Origin of the sequence: Arthrobacter sp. StoSoilA2, from assembly GCF_019977195.1 — a bacterium.
Classification (GTDB): domain Bacteria; phylum Actinomycetota; class Actinomycetes; order Actinomycetales; family Micrococcaceae; genus Arthrobacter.
The window spans coordinates 809,179-822,786 of record NZ_AP024643.1 but is presented as its reverse complement, the minus strand read 5'-3'; the positions used below and the strand labels follow the sequence as shown (position 1 = coordinate 822,786).

17 protein-coding genes and 1 tRNA gene are annotated in these 13,608 nt (G+C 61.9%); 7 read left to right on the top strand and 11 right to left on the bottom strand.

Features of this window, described 5'->3' with window-relative positions:
- Positions 1 to 189 precede the first annotated feature (189 nt).
- Entirely contained in the window at positions 190 to 948 is a 759-nt protein-coding gene (locus LDN82_RS03955) for a MerR family transcriptional regulator (protein WP_224094368.1), read from the top strand.
- A 10-nt stretch (positions 949 to 958) separates the two neighbouring features.
- On the opposite strand, the gene LDN82_RS03950 is transcribed toward LDN82_RS03955, so the two are convergent.
- From LDN82_RS03950 to LDN82_RS03940, 3 genes are read right to left on the bottom strand one after another with little or no spacing between them, the layout of a single operon-like run.
- Positions 959 to 2,350, bottom strand: a complete 1,392-nt coding sequence (locus LDN82_RS03950) for a pyridoxal-dependent decarboxylase (protein ID WP_224094367.1) — start codon at positions 2,348 to 2,350, stop codon at positions 959 to 961.
- A 50-nt stretch (positions 2,351 to 2,400) separates the two neighbouring features.
- Complete coding sequence (locus LDN82_RS03945; protein ID WP_224094366.1) at positions 2,401 to 3,105, bottom strand: HAD-IA family hydrolase; 705 nt, start codon at positions 3,103 to 3,105, stop codon at positions 2,401 to 2,403.
- 45 nt (positions 3,106 to 3,150) lie between these two features.
- Positions 3,151 to 3,528, bottom strand: a complete 378-nt coding sequence (locus LDN82_RS03940) for a VOC family protein (RefSeq protein ID WP_224094365.1) — start codon at positions 3,526 to 3,528, stop codon at positions 3,151 to 3,153.
- A gap of 166 nt (positions 3,529 to 3,694) precedes the next feature.
- On the opposite strand from LDN82_RS03940, the gene LDN82_RS03935 reads away from it, so the two are divergent.
- Positions 3,695 to 4,414, top strand: a complete 720-nt coding sequence (locus LDN82_RS03935) for a hypothetical protein (protein ID WP_224094364.1) — start codon at positions 3,695 to 3,697, stop codon at positions 4,412 to 4,414.
- Between the two features lie 26 nt (positions 4,415 to 4,440).
- On the opposite strand, the gene upp is transcribed toward LDN82_RS03935, so the two are convergent.
- Positions 4,441 to 5,076: a uracil phosphoribosyltransferase gene (gene upp / locus LDN82_RS03930; RefSeq protein WP_224094363.1), complete on the bottom strand. Its 636-nt coding sequence runs from the start codon at positions 5,074 to 5,076 to the stop codon at positions 4,441 to 4,443.
- A gap of 22 nt (positions 5,077 to 5,098) precedes the next feature.
- On the opposite strand from upp, the gene LDN82_RS03925 reads away from it, so the two are divergent.
- Positions 5,099 to 5,635: a nucleoside deaminase gene (locus LDN82_RS03925; RefSeq protein WP_224094362.1), complete on the top strand. Its 537-nt coding sequence runs from the start codon at positions 5,099 to 5,101 to the stop codon at positions 5,633 to 5,635.
- Positions 5,636 to 5,657: 22 nt separating this feature from the next.
- Positions 5,658 to 6,038, top strand: a complete 381-nt coding sequence (locus LDN82_RS03920; protein WP_224094360.1) for a VOC family protein — start codon at positions 5,658 to 5,660, stop codon at positions 6,036 to 6,038.
- A 22-nt stretch (positions 6,039 to 6,060) separates the two neighbouring features.
- Here LDN82_RS03920 and LDN82_RS03915 read toward each other — a convergent pair whose 3' ends face one another.
- The 4 genes from LDN82_RS03915 to LDN82_RS03900 are packed head-to-tail and all read right to left on the bottom strand — an operon-like array spanning position 6,061 to position 9,699.
- Positions 6,061 to 7,284, bottom strand: a complete 1,224-nt coding sequence (locus LDN82_RS03915) for a crosslink repair DNA glycosylase YcaQ family protein (RefSeq protein ID WP_224166447.1) — start codon at positions 7,282 to 7,284, stop codon at positions 6,061 to 6,063.
- Positions 7,285 to 7,288: 4 nt separating this feature from the next.
- On the bottom strand, positions 7,289 to 8,332 hold the full coding sequence (locus LDN82_RS03910; RefSeq protein ID WP_346347108.1) for a glycosyltransferase family 4 protein: 1,044 nt from the start codon (positions 8,330 to 8,332) through the stop codon (positions 7,289 to 7,291).
- The gene (locus LDN82_RS03905) at positions 8,296 to 8,694 is read right to left on the bottom strand and encodes a 6-carboxytetrahydropterin synthase (protein WP_224166446.1); all 399 of its coding nucleotides are present in this window, start codon (positions 8,692 to 8,694) and stop codon (positions 8,296 to 8,298) included. The genes LDN82_RS03910 and LDN82_RS03905 overlap by 37 nt, the downstream gene beginning before the upstream one ends.
- A gap of 3 nt (positions 8,695 to 8,697) precedes the next feature.
- Entirely contained in the window at positions 8,698 to 9,699 is a 1,002-nt protein-coding gene (locus LDN82_RS03900; RefSeq protein WP_224094354.1) for a zinc-binding alcohol dehydrogenase, read from the bottom strand.
- Positions 9,700 to 9,837: 138 nt separating this feature from the next.
- Between LDN82_RS03900 and LDN82_RS03895 the strand changes: the two genes are divergently transcribed.
- Together LDN82_RS03895 and LDN82_RS03890 are read left to right on the top strand one after the other, a co-directional pair.
- Positions 9,838 to 9,927, top strand: a tRNA-Ser gene (locus LDN82_RS03895).
- Between the two features lie 236 nt (positions 9,928 to 10,163).
- A complete protein-coding gene (locus tag LDN82_RS03890; RefSeq protein ID WP_224094353.1) occupies positions 10,164 to 10,322 on the top strand; it encodes a hypothetical protein in 159 nt (52 codons plus the stop codon).
- A 233-nt stretch (positions 10,323 to 10,555) separates the two neighbouring features.
- Here the strand turns inward: LDN82_RS03890 and LDN82_RS03885 are convergent, their stop codons facing one another.
- A complete protein-coding gene (locus tag LDN82_RS03885; protein ID WP_224166445.1) occupies positions 10,556 to 11,404 on the bottom strand; it encodes a VCBS repeat-containing protein in 849 nt (282 codons plus the stop codon).
- A 386-nt stretch (positions 11,405 to 11,790) separates the two neighbouring features.
- Complete coding sequence (locus LDN82_RS03880) at positions 11,791 to 12,372, bottom strand: aminoglycoside phosphotransferase family protein (protein WP_263422281.1); 582 nt, start codon at positions 12,370 to 12,372, stop codon at positions 11,791 to 11,793.
- Positions 12,373 to 12,384: 12 nt separating this feature from the next.
- On the opposite strand from LDN82_RS03880, the gene LDN82_RS03875 reads away from it, so the two are divergent.
- On the top strand, positions 12,385 to 12,618 hold the full coding sequence (locus tag LDN82_RS03875) for a hypothetical protein (protein WP_224167608.1): 234 nt from the start codon (positions 12,385 to 12,387) through the stop codon (positions 12,616 to 12,618).
- A gap of 94 nt (positions 12,619 to 12,712) precedes the next feature.
- On the opposite strand, the gene LDN82_RS03870 is transcribed toward LDN82_RS03875, so the two are convergent.
- On the bottom strand, positions 12,713 to 13,384 hold the full coding sequence (locus LDN82_RS03870; protein ID WP_224166444.1) for a hypothetical protein: 672 nt from the start codon (positions 13,382 to 13,384) through the stop codon (positions 12,713 to 12,715).
- Positions 13,385 to 13,608 lie beyond the last annotated feature (224 nt).

Here is a 13,608-nt window from a genome sequence, read left to right as displayed (position 1 = left end):
AATAAGCAGGCTTGAGCCCACCCCAGCGGGCTCAAACCATGCAGGGCCCGATTGCCGCCCCGCTTTCCGCCGTTCGCAGCAGTACTGATGCGCCCGGGCGGGAGGCGGGGCGGTTTTCGCGTTAAATGTGCCTTCCGGGTTTCACACCCACTTGCACCTGACGTTGCGTCAGGACTTAGCGTTGTGCCCATGACGGGAACAACAGGATCCGGGCCGTGGAGCATCGGTGAGCTGGCCACAGCATGTGGTGTCAGCGTGCGGACGCTCCACCACTACGACGAGATCGGGCTGCTGTCCGCAAGCCAAAGGACATCGTCCGGTCATCGCAGGTATTCGGAGGGCGACCTACGCCGGCTATACCGGATCAGATCGCTTCAGATGCTGGGGCTTCCGCTCGCGGCCATCGGCAAGGCGCTGCAAGCGCCCGAGGATGATCTGGAGTCCCTTCGGGGCCTCCTCCAACAGCAGCTGGTCCATGTGCAGGAGCACGCCCGGCAACTCCAAGCGCTCCAAAACCGTTTGGGCGAGCTGTTGTCACGCATGGACGGACACGCCATGCCCACCCCTGAACAATTCATGTCAACGTTGGAGATGATTACCGTGCTCGAAAACAACTTCACAGCCGAACAACGCCAGCAACTCGCGGACAAGCGGGAAGAACTCGGCGCAGAAAAAGTCGAAGCTGCCAAGAAGCAGTGGGCTGCCCTTGTGGAAGAAGGACTGGCGCACGTCCAAGCCGACAGGCCCGTCACGGACCCCTCAGTCCAGGAATGGGTGCGCTCATGGGACGGCATAGGTTCCATGTTCCACTCCAGTGAGGACACCAAAGCCGCAGCACGTGCAACCTGGCAGGAAAACAGCCAGGCCATCAGCGCGGGACTGCCGTGGACCGCTGAGCAGCTGGGCGGGTTGATGGCATACCTGGAGAAGGCGCGCTCGGCCTTGTAACAGGACGCCTCTATGCTTCCGGTTCGGCCTCTGCCGCACCTCGAACGGCTGCGATGGAGGCAGCTACGTCACCTGCGTCCGTGGACCAGTTACTCACCGAAATTCGCAGGATATCGCGTCCGCGCCACGAGGAACCGGACATCCACACAATGCCTTCGGCCATGAGCCGCTGAGTAACGCGGCGTGTGCGGTCATCACTTCCGAAGACGACCGATACTTGCGTGAAAACGACATCGTTGAGAATTTCCACGCCCGGGATACCAGCGAGGCCTTCCGCCAACGCGCGGGCGTTTGCTGCAAGCCTGTCCACCATGGCAATGACTCCGGACCGGCCCAACTGACGGAGGGCAGCCCATACCGGGATGCCCCGGGCCCTACGGGACAGTTCCGGAACTTTGTCGAACGGATCGCCCAGTCCGGTCTCCGTTGCAATGAGGTAGCTCGTGTGGACGCTGAAGGCGCGTCTCAGCGCTTCCGGCCGGGAGACGATGGCCAAGCCACAGTCGTACGGGACGTTCAATGTTTTGTGGGCATCGGTGGCCCACGAATCGGCTGCCTCTACTCCGGCCAGCCGCCCGCGCAGTTGTGGGCTGACCGCAGCCCACAATCCAAATGCGCCATCCACATGCACCCAGGCCTCGCGGTCATGGGCTACAGCAATGGCTTCGGACATCGGATCGAACGCTCCGGAATGCAGATTGCCTGCCTGCAGGCACACGAGGGAAGGGCCGGGTTGTTCATCCATGGCATCCGCGAGTGCCTCCGGCAGGATCCTGCCTTGATCGTCAGTGTCCACGGGAACGCAGGCTCCCAGCCCCAGGTACCGCAGGGCGAGGTCCACGGCGGCGTGCCGTTCGCGGCCTGCAAACGTGGTGATCCGGGGCGCCCCGGTCAGGCCCAGGTCCGCGAGGTCCCACCCTGCCTCGTCCATCAGGTATTGACGCCCGGCAGCCAGCCCGGCGAAGTTGGCGGTGGTAGCGCCAGTGGTGAATCCGACGTCGGACCCTCGCGGAAGATCCAATAACTCCAGGAGCCACGCCGCTGCGGATTCCTCGATCGCGGCGGCGGCCGGGGTCGCAAACCTGAGCCCGGCATTTTGGTCCCATGCCGAGACAAGCCAATCTGCAGCCATGGCAGCGGGCAACGTCCCGCCCATGACCCAGCCGTAGAAGCGTCCGGACTGGATTGCCATCAACCCGGGCTCAGCCAATGCGGCGAGCTCATCTACTACGTCAGCCGCGTCCGTTGCTTCATCGGGAAGTCTCGAAAGAAGGCTCGAAGCGACTTGGTCGGCGTCGGACGTGGGCCGGACAGAACGGCCGGGCACCGATGCAAGCCAATCCGTAGCGTGCGCCATGGCCCGCTCCAGTGCAGCACCGTACGCCTCCGGCAACGCAGACATGCGCACAGCCTACTCCCGCTTCACTGGTTGGAACAGCGGAGGCGAACAGACTAAAGCGTGAAGCTGATGAGGTGACCGCCGTCGTCGTCCTTCACGGCAGTGACGGTGACTGCGGAGTAGTCGGGGATACGCCACATGCCCGGCTCAAGCTCGCCACCGGCGTCGCCGACCACCACGGTTCGCATCCCGGCGGCCCGGGCGGCTGCGATACCTGCCGGGGCGTCCTCAAAAACCACGACGTCGGCTGGTTCCGCGCCCAGCAATGCTGCGGCTTTGAGGTACCCCTCCGGGTGCGGCTTGCCGCGCGTAACGCCTTCGGCGGTGACCGCAGTAGTTGGCATGGAAAGGCCAGCGGCCTTCATCCGGATATCGGCAAGGATGCGGTCCGCGGATGTGACGAGCGCAATGGCGTCGTCCGGCAAGGCAGCGAGCAGCGCTTCGGCGCCAGGGAGGGCAATCACGCCGTCGGTCCGCGTTCGTTCCATCTGGCCGAGCTCGGCAGTCAAGGCTTCAAGATCGGCTCCTGCTGGAGCATACCGGCGCACAGTATCGCCTGCTTGCACGCCGTGGGACGTCCGCAGGATCTCGTTGTAATCCAGGCCGTATCGTTCCGCGAATTCCAGCCACACCTGCTCGACGATCGCTGTGGAGTCAACCAGTGTTCCGTCCATGTCGAACAGGACAGCACGGACGGTCAGGGTTGGCGATCGTTCGGCTTGTGCGGAAGGCGAGGTTGGTTCGGCAGGATGGCTCATGGCTCCATCCTGCCGCACCATGCAGGGGTGGCGTCGAACTGTGACCTAGCCGTTGGGCCGGTGCGGAATGTACTGCACAGCCCACTTATTGCCGTCCGGGTCCGCAAAGTGGACGAAGTGTCCCCAGTCCTGGACATCGATATCGCTGACTTCGACGCCATTGGCCTTGAGGTGCTCGTGCGCTTTGTTGATATCGCTCACCACCATTTGCAGGGATGGCGCTGTTCCCGGAGGGGCATCGCTGAGCCCTTCGCCGATGGCGATGGAACAAGCCGAACCCGGCGGAGTCAACTGCACAAAGCGGATGCCGTCCATGGGACGCTCATCGAAATCGGCGTTGAAACCAACTTTGTTGACGTAGAAGTCCTTCGCGCGATCCACGTCGGACACAGGGACAAACACCAGTTCAAGTTTCCAGTCCATGCGCCACAGGCTAACCGGGCACGCCGGAAAGCGGTAGGGGCCGCGTTGACTCATCAAAGATGCCCGCGTAGCGGTATTCGAGGAATCATTTGAGAATGCCCGCGTAGCGGCGTGTCCGCCGGGGCTGGTGTCCGCCGCTTCGGCAGTGTGAGCCATGGAGCTTTCGATGAGTGAACGCAGGGCTGTCACCAAGGCGATTGCCACCCGTTATGCCCGCTCGGACCGGGCGGCGAAGAAACAGGTTCTGAACGAGTTGTGCGCGACGACGGGCTGGCACCGGGACCATGCCCGGAAGGCTTTGCGGCCCATCAAAGACGCGACCGCCGCGTTCCCGTTCCCCATCCTTGGCATCGATTCCGATAACGGCACGGAGTTCATCAACTGGGAGCTGCTGGCCTGGTGCGAACAGGAGAGCCTAACGTTCACCCGATCCCGCTCCGGGAACAAGAACGACGGGGCGCACGTGGAACAGAAGAACTGGCACATCGTCCGCCAGACCGTCGGCTACCACCGCTACGACACCGCCGCCGAACTGGAACTCTTGAACCTGATCTGGGCGCTGCAGCGGCTGCTGACGAACCATTTCGGACCGCAACAGAAACTCCTCGCGAAGGTCCGGACCGGGGCGAAGATCACCAAAACCTACGACGCGCCCGCGACGCCCTACCAACGTGTCCTGGCCGATACCGGCACTGTCTCACGGGACGTGAAAACAAGGCTGCGTCGTGAAAACAAGCCCTTGAATCCGGCCGCCATCCAGCGCCAGATCCAGGCCCTCAGCGCCGACCTCCTGACCCTGACCACCGCCAAACGCGCAGCCAAACCCCAACCAACCCTCCGGGCAAAACCAAATGATTCCACGAATCAACCCAGACGGGCATCTTGACATGATTCTTCGGGGGGGCGTGCGGATCAGCCAGCCACGCCGTAGAGGCGGTCGCCGGCGTCGCCCAAGCCCGGAACGATGTACGACTTATCGTTGAGCTTCTCGTCGATCGAAGCGAGGACTACCTTCACGTTGGCATCCTTGAGTTCCTCTTCCAGCTTGGCCAAGCCCTCAGGGGCTGCCAACAGGCAGATGCAAGTGACGTCCGAGGCGCCGCGCTTGAAAAGGAACTTAATGGCCTCGCGCAGGGTGCCACCGGTGGCAAGCATGGGGTCCAGCACAAAGATCTGACGTCCGGTGAGGTTCTCGGGGAGGCGCTCAGCGTAGGTGATGATGTCCAGCGTTTCTTCGTCGCGGGCCATACCCAGGAAGCCGACCTCGGCGGTGGGAACCAGCTTGGTCATGCCTTCCAGCATGCCCAGGCCTGCGCGCAGGATGGGAACCACCAGTGGAGTCGGCTTGGTGAACGCCGTGCCAATGGTCTTCGTGACAGGGGTCTCGATTTCGACTGGCTGTGTCTTGACCTCCCGGGTGGCCTCATAGGCCAGAAGGGTGACGAGTTCTTCAGTGAGCTGCCGGAAGACCGGGGAAGGGGTGTTCTTATCCCGCAGAACGGTGAGCTTGTGAGCGACCAGCGGGTGGTCCACGACGAGTGTGCGCATCGTCCAAAACTATCATTGAGATATGAGCGCCAACGAGCCGTATCACGCAGAACACATGGCTTGGATGGGCCTTGCCTTGGACGAAGCCCGGCTGGCGCTGGAGACGGACGACGTGCCGATCGGCGCGGTTGTCTTAGGACCCGACGGCGGTGTGCTGGGTTCCGGACGCAACGAACGGGAAGCGCACGGGGACCCAACCGCCCACGCAGAGATCGTCGCCATCCGTGAAGCCGCGGCTGCCCTGCAACGCCACGCCCTCGAATTGGGCGAAGGGGGCGATGGATGGCGCCTGGAGGACTGCACCTTGGTGGTAACCCTCGAACCGTGTGCAATGTGCGCCGGGGCAATTGTCCTGGCACGGATTCCCCGCGTCGTGTTTGGCGCGTGGGATGAGAAAGCCGGGGCCGCAGGTTCCGTGTTCGATATCCTCCGCGAGCGCCGGCTCAACCATTGGGTGGAGGTCTACGCAGGCGTGCGTGAGGAAGAATGCGCCACGCTCCTTCGGGACTTCTTCGCTACGCACCGCGTACCGGCGGCGGAGCACCGATCGCCCGCTTGAGCTCTATGCTGAGGAGCCAATCATGACAATCGCTTTCAACCACACCATCGTCTACGCCAAGGACAAGCAGGCGTCCGCTGCGTTTCTGGCCCGCATCCTTGGGCTTCCCACCCCACAGCCTATGTGGTCCTTTGTCACTGTTTCCCTGGAGAACGGCGTCACACTGGACTTCCTCGAAGCCCCGGGAACCATCGCGCCGCAGCACTATGCCTTCCTGGTCAGCGAGCAGGAGTTCGATTCGATCTTTCTGCGGATCACCGCCGAACACATTCCCTATTGGGCAGACCCTGCACGGTCCCGTGCGCAACAGATCAACCACAACGACGGCGGCCGCGGGATCTACTTCTGCGACCCGGACGGGCACTTCCTCGAAGCAATCACCCGGCCGTATGGTTCGGGCTGAATGCCTCTTCGGGCTGAGCGCGTTACAGGCCAGCGGCCTCGTTGAGTGCGTCGATCCGCAACTGGCGGGACGCTGGTGAGTCCAGGCTGAACGATCTGAAGTCGCCAAGTTCCTCGCGGATCCATGCTTCAATTTCGGCGATCCGCTTACTGACTACGGCAGTGGGCTTGGCGAAGGTCCAGGCCGCGATGCGTTCCTTGCCGGGATCGTACTGCCACAGGCCGATGATCCTTCCCCGGTCCAGAACCGGGTGATCCGGGAGGTCGGCCTGAAGCGCAAGGGTGGTGTCCAGGACCTTCTTTCCTTTGTCTTCCTCAGCGAACATGTCAGCCGAATTCCGCCTGTGGAGGACCAGTGAATCCGTGCCTGCAAGCAACTGGATCTGTTCGTCTCCGGGCTCTTGGAAGTCGGCCAAGCGTTCGACGTCGTCCGGCAGCATCCACAGCACGTCACCGCTTGCCGTGGGCACTTCTACTGCCCCGACGCCGGCGAGCGCAGCTTTGGTCTGGGCTACGGTGAACGCGGTGAACCACTGGCTCTGTTTGAGGGTCGCTCCGCCAGTCCAGCGCAAGTACCGTTCGAGCAGGAGGCGGCGGGCGGCGTCGTCGTCGAGTTTGCTGGGCGGCAGGCCCCAGCTCGTGTAGGCGTAGCGCTGCTGGTCGAGGCGGCCGTTGATGGGGACCCGGCGAATGCGGCCGTCGGCTTGGAGCAGGCCCAGGGCCGTGGGCAGCGTGGTGGCGGCGCCCTTCTTCTTGCCTTCCTCCCCGAGGCTCCGGACGGAATCGCCCAGTTGGTCCTTCAGCTGTCTGGGATCCAGGGGATCACTGGATTCTTTGAGGGCATGCTCAATCTCGTCTTCCAACAACGTGATCTCGCCGCGTTCGACACCCATCCTGGCCAGCACTTTGAACGGGGCGATGGCGGCGTCCCGGCCTACCTGCAGGCCCCAGGCAAAGTCGGCCTGGCCCAGGACGTAAGTGCAGGCGCGGGCAGTGGGCAGTTCGTGGATCCGCAGTTCTTTGACGGCGCGGTCCACCTGTTCGCGGCTGATTCCGGCCCGCGCAAACAGTGTCAGGTACGGATTGGCGCCGCCCACGGAGCGTGCCCAGCCGGCGTGGTCCAGGACTTCCTCGGATGTCTTTCCTGCGAGTGACCCGTCGAGTCCTTGTTTGTGCCAGGCCCAGGCCCGGAGACGCTCCGGGGTGAGGGTTGTTGCGGCAGGTATGGTCTGGACCTTGGGCGTCATGGCCCTATTCTGCACCCTCGCCGCTGCCGAGGGCTTTCAGAACGGTTGCTGCTGTGGTGTCCCACCCGGGAAGGTCGGACCGCGCCTGGAGTGCTGCCGTGCGCCAGCGCTGTTGGAGCTCTTGGTCGGTGAGCCATCTCCGGAGGGTGCTGGCAAGGTTGTTGGGCTGTGTGAGGTCAAGCACCATCCCCGCTCCCGTGTTCCCGAGAGCTTCCACGGCACCAGTCCCCTGCCGGACAACAACCGGAACGCCATGGGCCAGGGACTCCGTCACTACCAGCCCGAACGCCTCGGACTTCGAGATGAGGATGCTGAGATCGGCTGTGCTCCATTGGTCCTCCAACGGTTTGCCGGTTAACTCCCCAGTCATCATGATGCGGTTTTGGAGTTTGTAACGTTCGACGGCGGTCCTGACCTCTGCCGCGTACGCCGGGTCCGGCTGGTCTGTGCCGATCAGGGCGGCCGTCCATGGGAGGTCCATTAGCGTGGCGAGTGCTTCCACCAGTTCTGTTTGGCTCTTGTTGGGCAGCAACGCGGCGAGGGCGATGATGTGAGGGGGTTTCGAACCCTTTGCTGTTTCAGCCGCTTCAACTCCGGGATGGGCAACCACCACGTTTTTGAGGCCATGCCTTTTTTCCAGTGCGGCAGCAGCATGGGCGCTCGGGCAGATCACTCCCGTGGCCGCGGTCATGGCCCTGGCTTCATGGTCCGGGTGGTCTGCGAGCGCCATGTGGGACAGGATCCACACCTTGGTTCCGGCGCTCACCGCGCCCGCCACTTCATCCGGCGCCCCACTGGCGACCAAGCCATCGGCAATCACTGTGGTGCCGCCGTCGAGCATTCCGGCAAACCGCTGCCGGTCCGCCGCGCTCCCAACCGGCCAATCGCCGTCGACGATGACTGTCTCTATCCCGACGCCCAGGGCTGTCAGTTGCTCGGCGAGCTTGGCGTTGTACTTGTTCCCGCCGGAGCCGTGCCGGACGTTTCCCGGCACCAGGAAGCGGATGTGCATTACTTGGCCGGGAGCTCCAGTGAATATCCTGCCCACGCATCCGGATTCTCGCGAAGGAGGACGTCGATGCCGTTGAGGGCTGGTCCATCCGGGGTGTCCGTGATGCGTGCGGCAACTGCGTCGGCGATGTGCTTGGCCAACGCCTCCGTGGTGGTCAACTTGCCCTTGAACGCGGGGTGTTCGTCGAGGTTCTTGTAGTTCAGGTCGTCAAGAATTTCCTCGAGAATGCCGCCTGCAGCACCGATATCCAGGACGATCGCGTCCTCGTTGAGATCGGGGCGGCGGAAGGTCACCTCGGCGACGAACGTAGCACCGTGGAGGCCCTGCGCTGGGCCGAACGCTTCGCGGGGAAGGCTGTGGGCAATCATGAAGTGGCGTCGGACGGTCAGGCTGAACATGTCTTATTCCTCCGGCTTTGGATAGGCGACCACGTGGCAAAAGCCGCCGGGCTGTTCAAACAACTTAACGAGGGTGATAGGCAGATTCTGAAATTGACACTCGCTGCTGAGGAATGCATCGAACAGCGGATCTTTCAGGGTTGCCGCCGCGAGTTGGAGGCGCTGGGCGTTGGTTCTCCTGTGCCTCCTGGGCAGAGCCACGGCCCCAACCTGGCTGGAGCGGATGGTGAGCCTGCGCGCGTGAAAATCCTCGCCCAACGGCAGGGTGACTTCCTTGTCAGCGAACCACGACAGCTCGATCACGTCGGAATCATCGCCGGCAAGTTGAAGGCTCAGTTTGAGACCCTCGTTGGATGCGGAACAGTGGAAAACGATGTCGCAATCGTTCTCTGCCTCGTCCGGGAGCGCGAAGTCAATGTTGAGTTTTTCGGCGAGATTTCTCTTGTCCGCATCTGCATCCACGAGTTGCAGGCGGCCCAGCGGATACTTCCGGAGGATGGTCGCCAGGACACCGCCCACCAGGCCACCCCCGACGACGGCGACACGGTCTCCCAGCCTCGGCCCGGCTTCCCAAAGGGCATTGATGGCCACTTCCACGATGCCCGTAAGCACGGCACGGCGGGCAGGCACCCCTTCCGGGATGGCTGTGAGCTGGCTCGTGGGGACCACGTAGAAATCCTGGTGCGGGTGCAGGCTGAAGACGGTTTTGCCGGTCCAGTTGTCCGGGCCTTGTTCTACGACGCCGACGGACAGGTAGCCGTACTTGACCGGCCCTGGGAAGTCGCCCTCCTGATGAGGGGCGTGCATCAGATCAGCAACGCGCTCCGGAACGCGCCCTTCATGCACCACGCGCTCCGTGCCGCGGCTGACGCCCGAGTACAGGGTCCTGACGAGGGCTTCTTTGGGACCCGGAGTTGGTATGGCTTCCGGGCGCAACTCACCGTGTCCCGACTCAGTGACCCAGTATGCCTGGGCCTCGTGTTCTTGTTCGCGCGAGATAGTCATGATGCTTATGAATCTATCGCTGGGGCGGTGCGTGCGGAAGTTGAGTTCACTTCCCGGCGTTTCCCGGGCGCGTGTCCCAGGGCTCGCTTCGGGCTCGTTTTGGGGAACGGGCCCCAACTCCGGTACCCTATTTCAGTTGGTGACGTGTCCGAGCGGCCGAAGGTGCAACACTCGAAATGTTGTTTGGTGTAAAAGCCAACGTGGGTTCAAATCCCACCGTCACCGCCACGTAGAAAGGCCCTGCTTCCCTTTGTTTATGAGGGATGCGGGGCCTTTCTGCATCTATGGACACAGCGTGCATTGGTTCTGGCCCTTGCCCCGTTCACATTGCCCGGCACGTCATGGCGATTCGTTGGCACGGCCAGGTTTAGCAGCATCCCCATTTCCTTCCGGTGCGGGTAATCTTGATTTAGTAAGGGCGCTTAGTTTATGACTAGTTTGTTCGACAACGCGAAAGGAAAGAAATGATCATCCTGGGACTTGTTCTGCTGATCGTCGGCTGGCTACTCAATATCGGCATCCTCGTCACCATCGGCTGGATTGTGCTGGCCATCGGCCTCATACTGCTTATTCTCGGCGCGCTCAATCGCCCCATCTTGGCTGGGCGCCGGTATTGGTACTAGCCACGACGCCCCCGACGCTTTTCAGCGCTTCGAGCTAAATTTAGACAGAGGCATGCCGTTTGGATGACCGACCTGGTGCGTCCAAGTGTCCCGATGGTGCCCCGTTACGCCCCTCAGCCGGCAGCATGGCCTCAATGATGGACTCATGGGGCGTGCATGAAGACCGGCGTCTCAGGAGGATAGCTGCTCGTTCGAGTGGGCGAAGAACCCTCGCCACCGGGCTGGCGCGCAGTTCAGCCGAAGAGTGCCGGTGTTGGGATGTTCAGGAGCCGCCGTGTCCACGTAAAGCTGCCTGCCCCGTTGCCAGGATAGAGCCACATGGAACCCGCGATATCGCGGGCGATGACGTCGGCATGTCCGTCATAGTCAAAATCCCCGGGGGCGGCAATCAGATCCATCTTCTGCCAGCCCCACCCAACCTGTACGCGGCTCATCCACCCGCCAGCCCCGTTTCCCGGATACAGCCACATCGCACCACCCGTATCCACAGCGAGAACGTCCGGCTTCCCGTCCGCATTGAAGTCACGTCCACTGAAGATGGAAGCCATGATGTTCCACCCCGACCCGACTTGGGTGCGCCCGGGCAGCCATCCACCAGAGCCGTCGCCCCTATACATCCAGAGCGCACCCGCGTCGTCGCGGGCCAGAACGTCGGAGGCGCCGTCACCGTTCCAATCTCCAGGTGAAACCATTGCTGTCATCACGTCCCAGCCCCAACCGACTTGTTCCGCGTCGGCCCCGCCAATGCCGGTGCGTAAGTACAAGCCGCCGTCGCTGCTGCGGAACATCCAGTCGGCTTGGGCGTTTCCATCCCAGTCCCCCGGCGTAACCAAGGCGTCCGCGTCCAAAACGACAGTGTTTCCGGGGCCCAGACCCTGCCCTTCCCAACCGGGCTTACCCTCATACACGATTACGTGGCCCTCGTCAGTGATGGTGACCAGATCGGAATAAACTACACCCCAGTCCCACCACAGCTGAATGAAGTTGTGCCAGGAGTCATCTGCGCGGGCAGGAGCAGCCACCGCGGGCTGGGTAAGCGTCATGGCAACTACAGCAGAAAGGATCATGACCAGACGGCGCACGGTAGCCCCCCCCCAATTCCTAGCGCACCCCAGCGACACGCTCTTGCCGCGAGGGTACTCGGCCTGCAATAGCCGCCGCAATATTCACTGTTGCGATTCCACGCCGGCGTCGCGCATGGAAAGGAACAAACTCTGACCAGGGCAAAACAGGCGTAGCGGTAACGCAGCAGTAACGGAATCTCTGCGAACGGGTGTTTGAAGATGTGAGCGGATGTACCCGATCACCGCTAAGTCCCCGGGGATTCCGGCCGTGTTCGGCCCGGTGTCGTGGCTGTCCATATGGGTTCAAATCCCACCGTCACCGCCGCGTAGAAAGGCCCTGCTTTCCTTTGTTTATGAGGGAGGAGGGACCTTTTTGGCCGGGTGCAGCGAGGCAGTGAGGACATCTAAAAGTTGGCCAGCGCGTCACTCAGCATCCTGTGGCCCTGTCGCTCAAACCCTTCGTCCCCAACTTGGTATGCCCATGCAGAGGTAGCCACAGCCTCGCGCAGGAGCGCAACATCCCACTGCTCACGATCTCTGGGATCTGATCCGTACCCCTCAAAAAAGGCAGCCTCCAAATGAGGATGAGACCGCCACTGCTGCACAGCCAGACGACAGAAGTCAGTTGCAGCTGGCCTGAATCCGTAGCGGCCAAAGTCGATGATCCTAAGCTCGGTGCCGTCCATCAGCCAGTTGCGTGGTTGCCAGTCACCGTGAGTCGGGACGAGCACCACAGGGTTCGGCTGATATGCGCCGAGAATGGCCTGGACTTTCTCAGCGAAAGCTCTTTCGATGCGGTGGGGCGTCCTCAGCCACGACAACGCTTTGGAAGTGGCTGCCGACTCGTAGTCCGGGTCAGTCCGCGACGCTTGCCCGTGAAACGCACGCAGCAGGCACCCGGCTTGCAGATAGGTTTCAGCCTCATATTCAGCTTCGGTTCCCTCCACGAGGGAACCCTCCAGATATTCGGTCATCAAGATGTTCATGGAACGATCCGATTGAAGCAGCTTAGGCGCGCGGGTCTGCCGGGCCCACACATTCACCGAGGTCTCGTGGGCTTCTATCTCACGTCCTATGTGGTGATTCAAAGACCCAGCAGCTTTGACTATGTACTTATGGTGCCTGTTCGCTACTTCAAGGACTGCGGTATCTACGAGATTCCAGGAGAGATCCTTGAGGAGACGAACACCTGGCAACCAGCTTTCTACAAGTTCGGCCTGGCTCACGCTTAGCCGGTTACAGTGCCAGGATTCCATTCCAGAAGACTAATCCTCGATGCAGTCCCACATCAGCTTGAACGGAACTCTTTCCCGCGCGAGGCAACTGCTACTGCCATGACATCGTGAACCAGATGATCGCGATGACGTAGCCAACCAGTGCCAGCAAAGCGAAGCGTTTGGGCGTGCCCACTGGGTTCTTCTTGGTAAAGCCGAAGAACGAGTTGATATTGAACAAATGAAGCAGCAACCCTCCGCCAAGCAGCCCTACAAACATCGAGGGTGGCGCCACCAAAAGGACGCTCGCGGCAAAGAACACATACTCCAGCACGAACGCCAGTCGGGGCCGGGCCCACAGGCCAAAGCCGACGCGGCGATCATTCCGTCCCCAGCCAAGTACTGGAAGGTCCCGGAGGTGGACCACCGCATCCAGAAGCCAGTGAGACAGGACGCCGACCCAAAAAAGAACACCTACAAGAACACTCTGGTAGATCAGCCCGGCCAGCGCTGCGGGCACAATACTGAGCGCACCACCGAGGACCAGCGAATGCGAGTACGGGTAGGAGGTGAATTTGACGCAGGATTGCAGCGGATTGTTGCGGTCCACTTTGACCGACTCTTTGCCAGCGAAAACCAATCCAGGCCAAACAATGTCTGGCCACGCGACTGCCACGGCGATGGGTAAGGCGGGCGTTTCAGGCGCCACTGCGAGAATGACCGCAGCTGCGGCGAAATGACCTATGTACACAATCGTCAAGCCTAGTGTCGGCAACAACGGCATCGGCATTCTTAACCCGCCACCGCGAGTCGCCCTGATAGTCACCACGAGCGAGATCGGGGCGCTCCCGGAAAGCTAAGGCGGCGAGGCCAACCTCCCGGTAGGATTCAGCACAACGAACCAGCAAAAGCACCGACTACTAATTACGTGGCCGCACTCCCCCAAACATGATGCAGATCCGTGTCATCGGCTCTGTCTGCAGGCGGATAGACGGCGGCTAGCCATAA

What these genes read in the sequence shown, in the direction of transcription:
- LDN82_RS03920 (WP_224094360.1), top strand. Translation starts at nt 5,658, where the DNA reads ATGACAATCGCTTTCAACCACACCATCGTCTACGCCAAGGACAAGCAG.
- LDN82_RS03905 (WP_224166446.1), bottom strand. Translation starts at nt 8,694, where the DNA reads ATGTTCAGCCTGACCGTCCGACGCCACTTCATGATTGCCCACAGCCTT.
- LDN82_RS03870 (WP_224166444.1), bottom strand. Translation starts at nt 13,384, where the DNA reads ATGCCGTTGTTGCCGACACTAGGCTTGACGATTGTGTACATAGGTCAT.
- LDN82_RS03915 (WP_224166447.1), bottom strand. Translation starts at nt 7,284, where the DNA reads ATGACGCCCAAGGTCCAGACCATACCTGCCGCAACAACCCTCACCCCG.
- LDN82_RS03890 (WP_224094353.1), top strand. Translation starts at nt 10,164, where the DNA reads ATGATCATCCTGGGACTTGTTCTGCTGATCGTCGGCTGGCTACTCAAT.
- LDN82_RS03900 (WP_224094354.1), bottom strand. Translation starts at nt 9,699, where the DNA reads ATGACTATCTCGCGCGAACAAGAACACGAGGCCCAGGCATACTGGGTC.
- LDN82_RS03945 (WP_224094366.1), bottom strand. Translation starts at nt 3,105, where the DNA reads ATGAGCCATCCTGCCGAACCAACCTCGCCTTCCGCACAAGCCGAACGA.
- LDN82_RS03935 (WP_224094364.1), top strand. Translation starts at nt 3,695, where the DNA reads ATGAGTGAACGCAGGGCTGTCACCAAGGCGATTGCCACCCGTTATGCC.
- upp (WP_224094363.1), bottom strand. Translation starts at nt 5,076, where the DNA reads ATGCGCACACTCGTCGTGGACCACCCGCTGGTCGCTCACAAGCTCACC.
- LDN82_RS03950 (WP_224094367.1), bottom strand. Translation starts at nt 2,350, where the DNA reads ATGTCTGCGTTGCCGGAGGCGTACGGTGCTGCACTGGAGCGGGCCATG.
- LDN82_RS03880 (WP_263422281.1), bottom strand. Translation starts at nt 12,372, where the DNA reads ATGAACATCTTGATGACCGAATATCTGGAGGGTTCCCTCGTGGAGGGA.
- LDN82_RS03955 (WP_224094368.1), top strand. Translation starts at nt 190, where the DNA reads ATGACGGGAACAACAGGATCCGGGCCGTGGAGCATCGGTGAGCTGGCC.
- LDN82_RS03925 (WP_224094362.1), top strand. Translation starts at nt 5,099, where the DNA reads ATGAGCGCCAACGAGCCGTATCACGCAGAACACATGGCTTGGATGGGC.
- LDN82_RS03940 (WP_224094365.1), bottom strand. Translation starts at nt 3,528, where the DNA reads ATGGACTGGAAACTTGAACTGGTGTTTGTCCCTGTGTCCGACGTGGAT.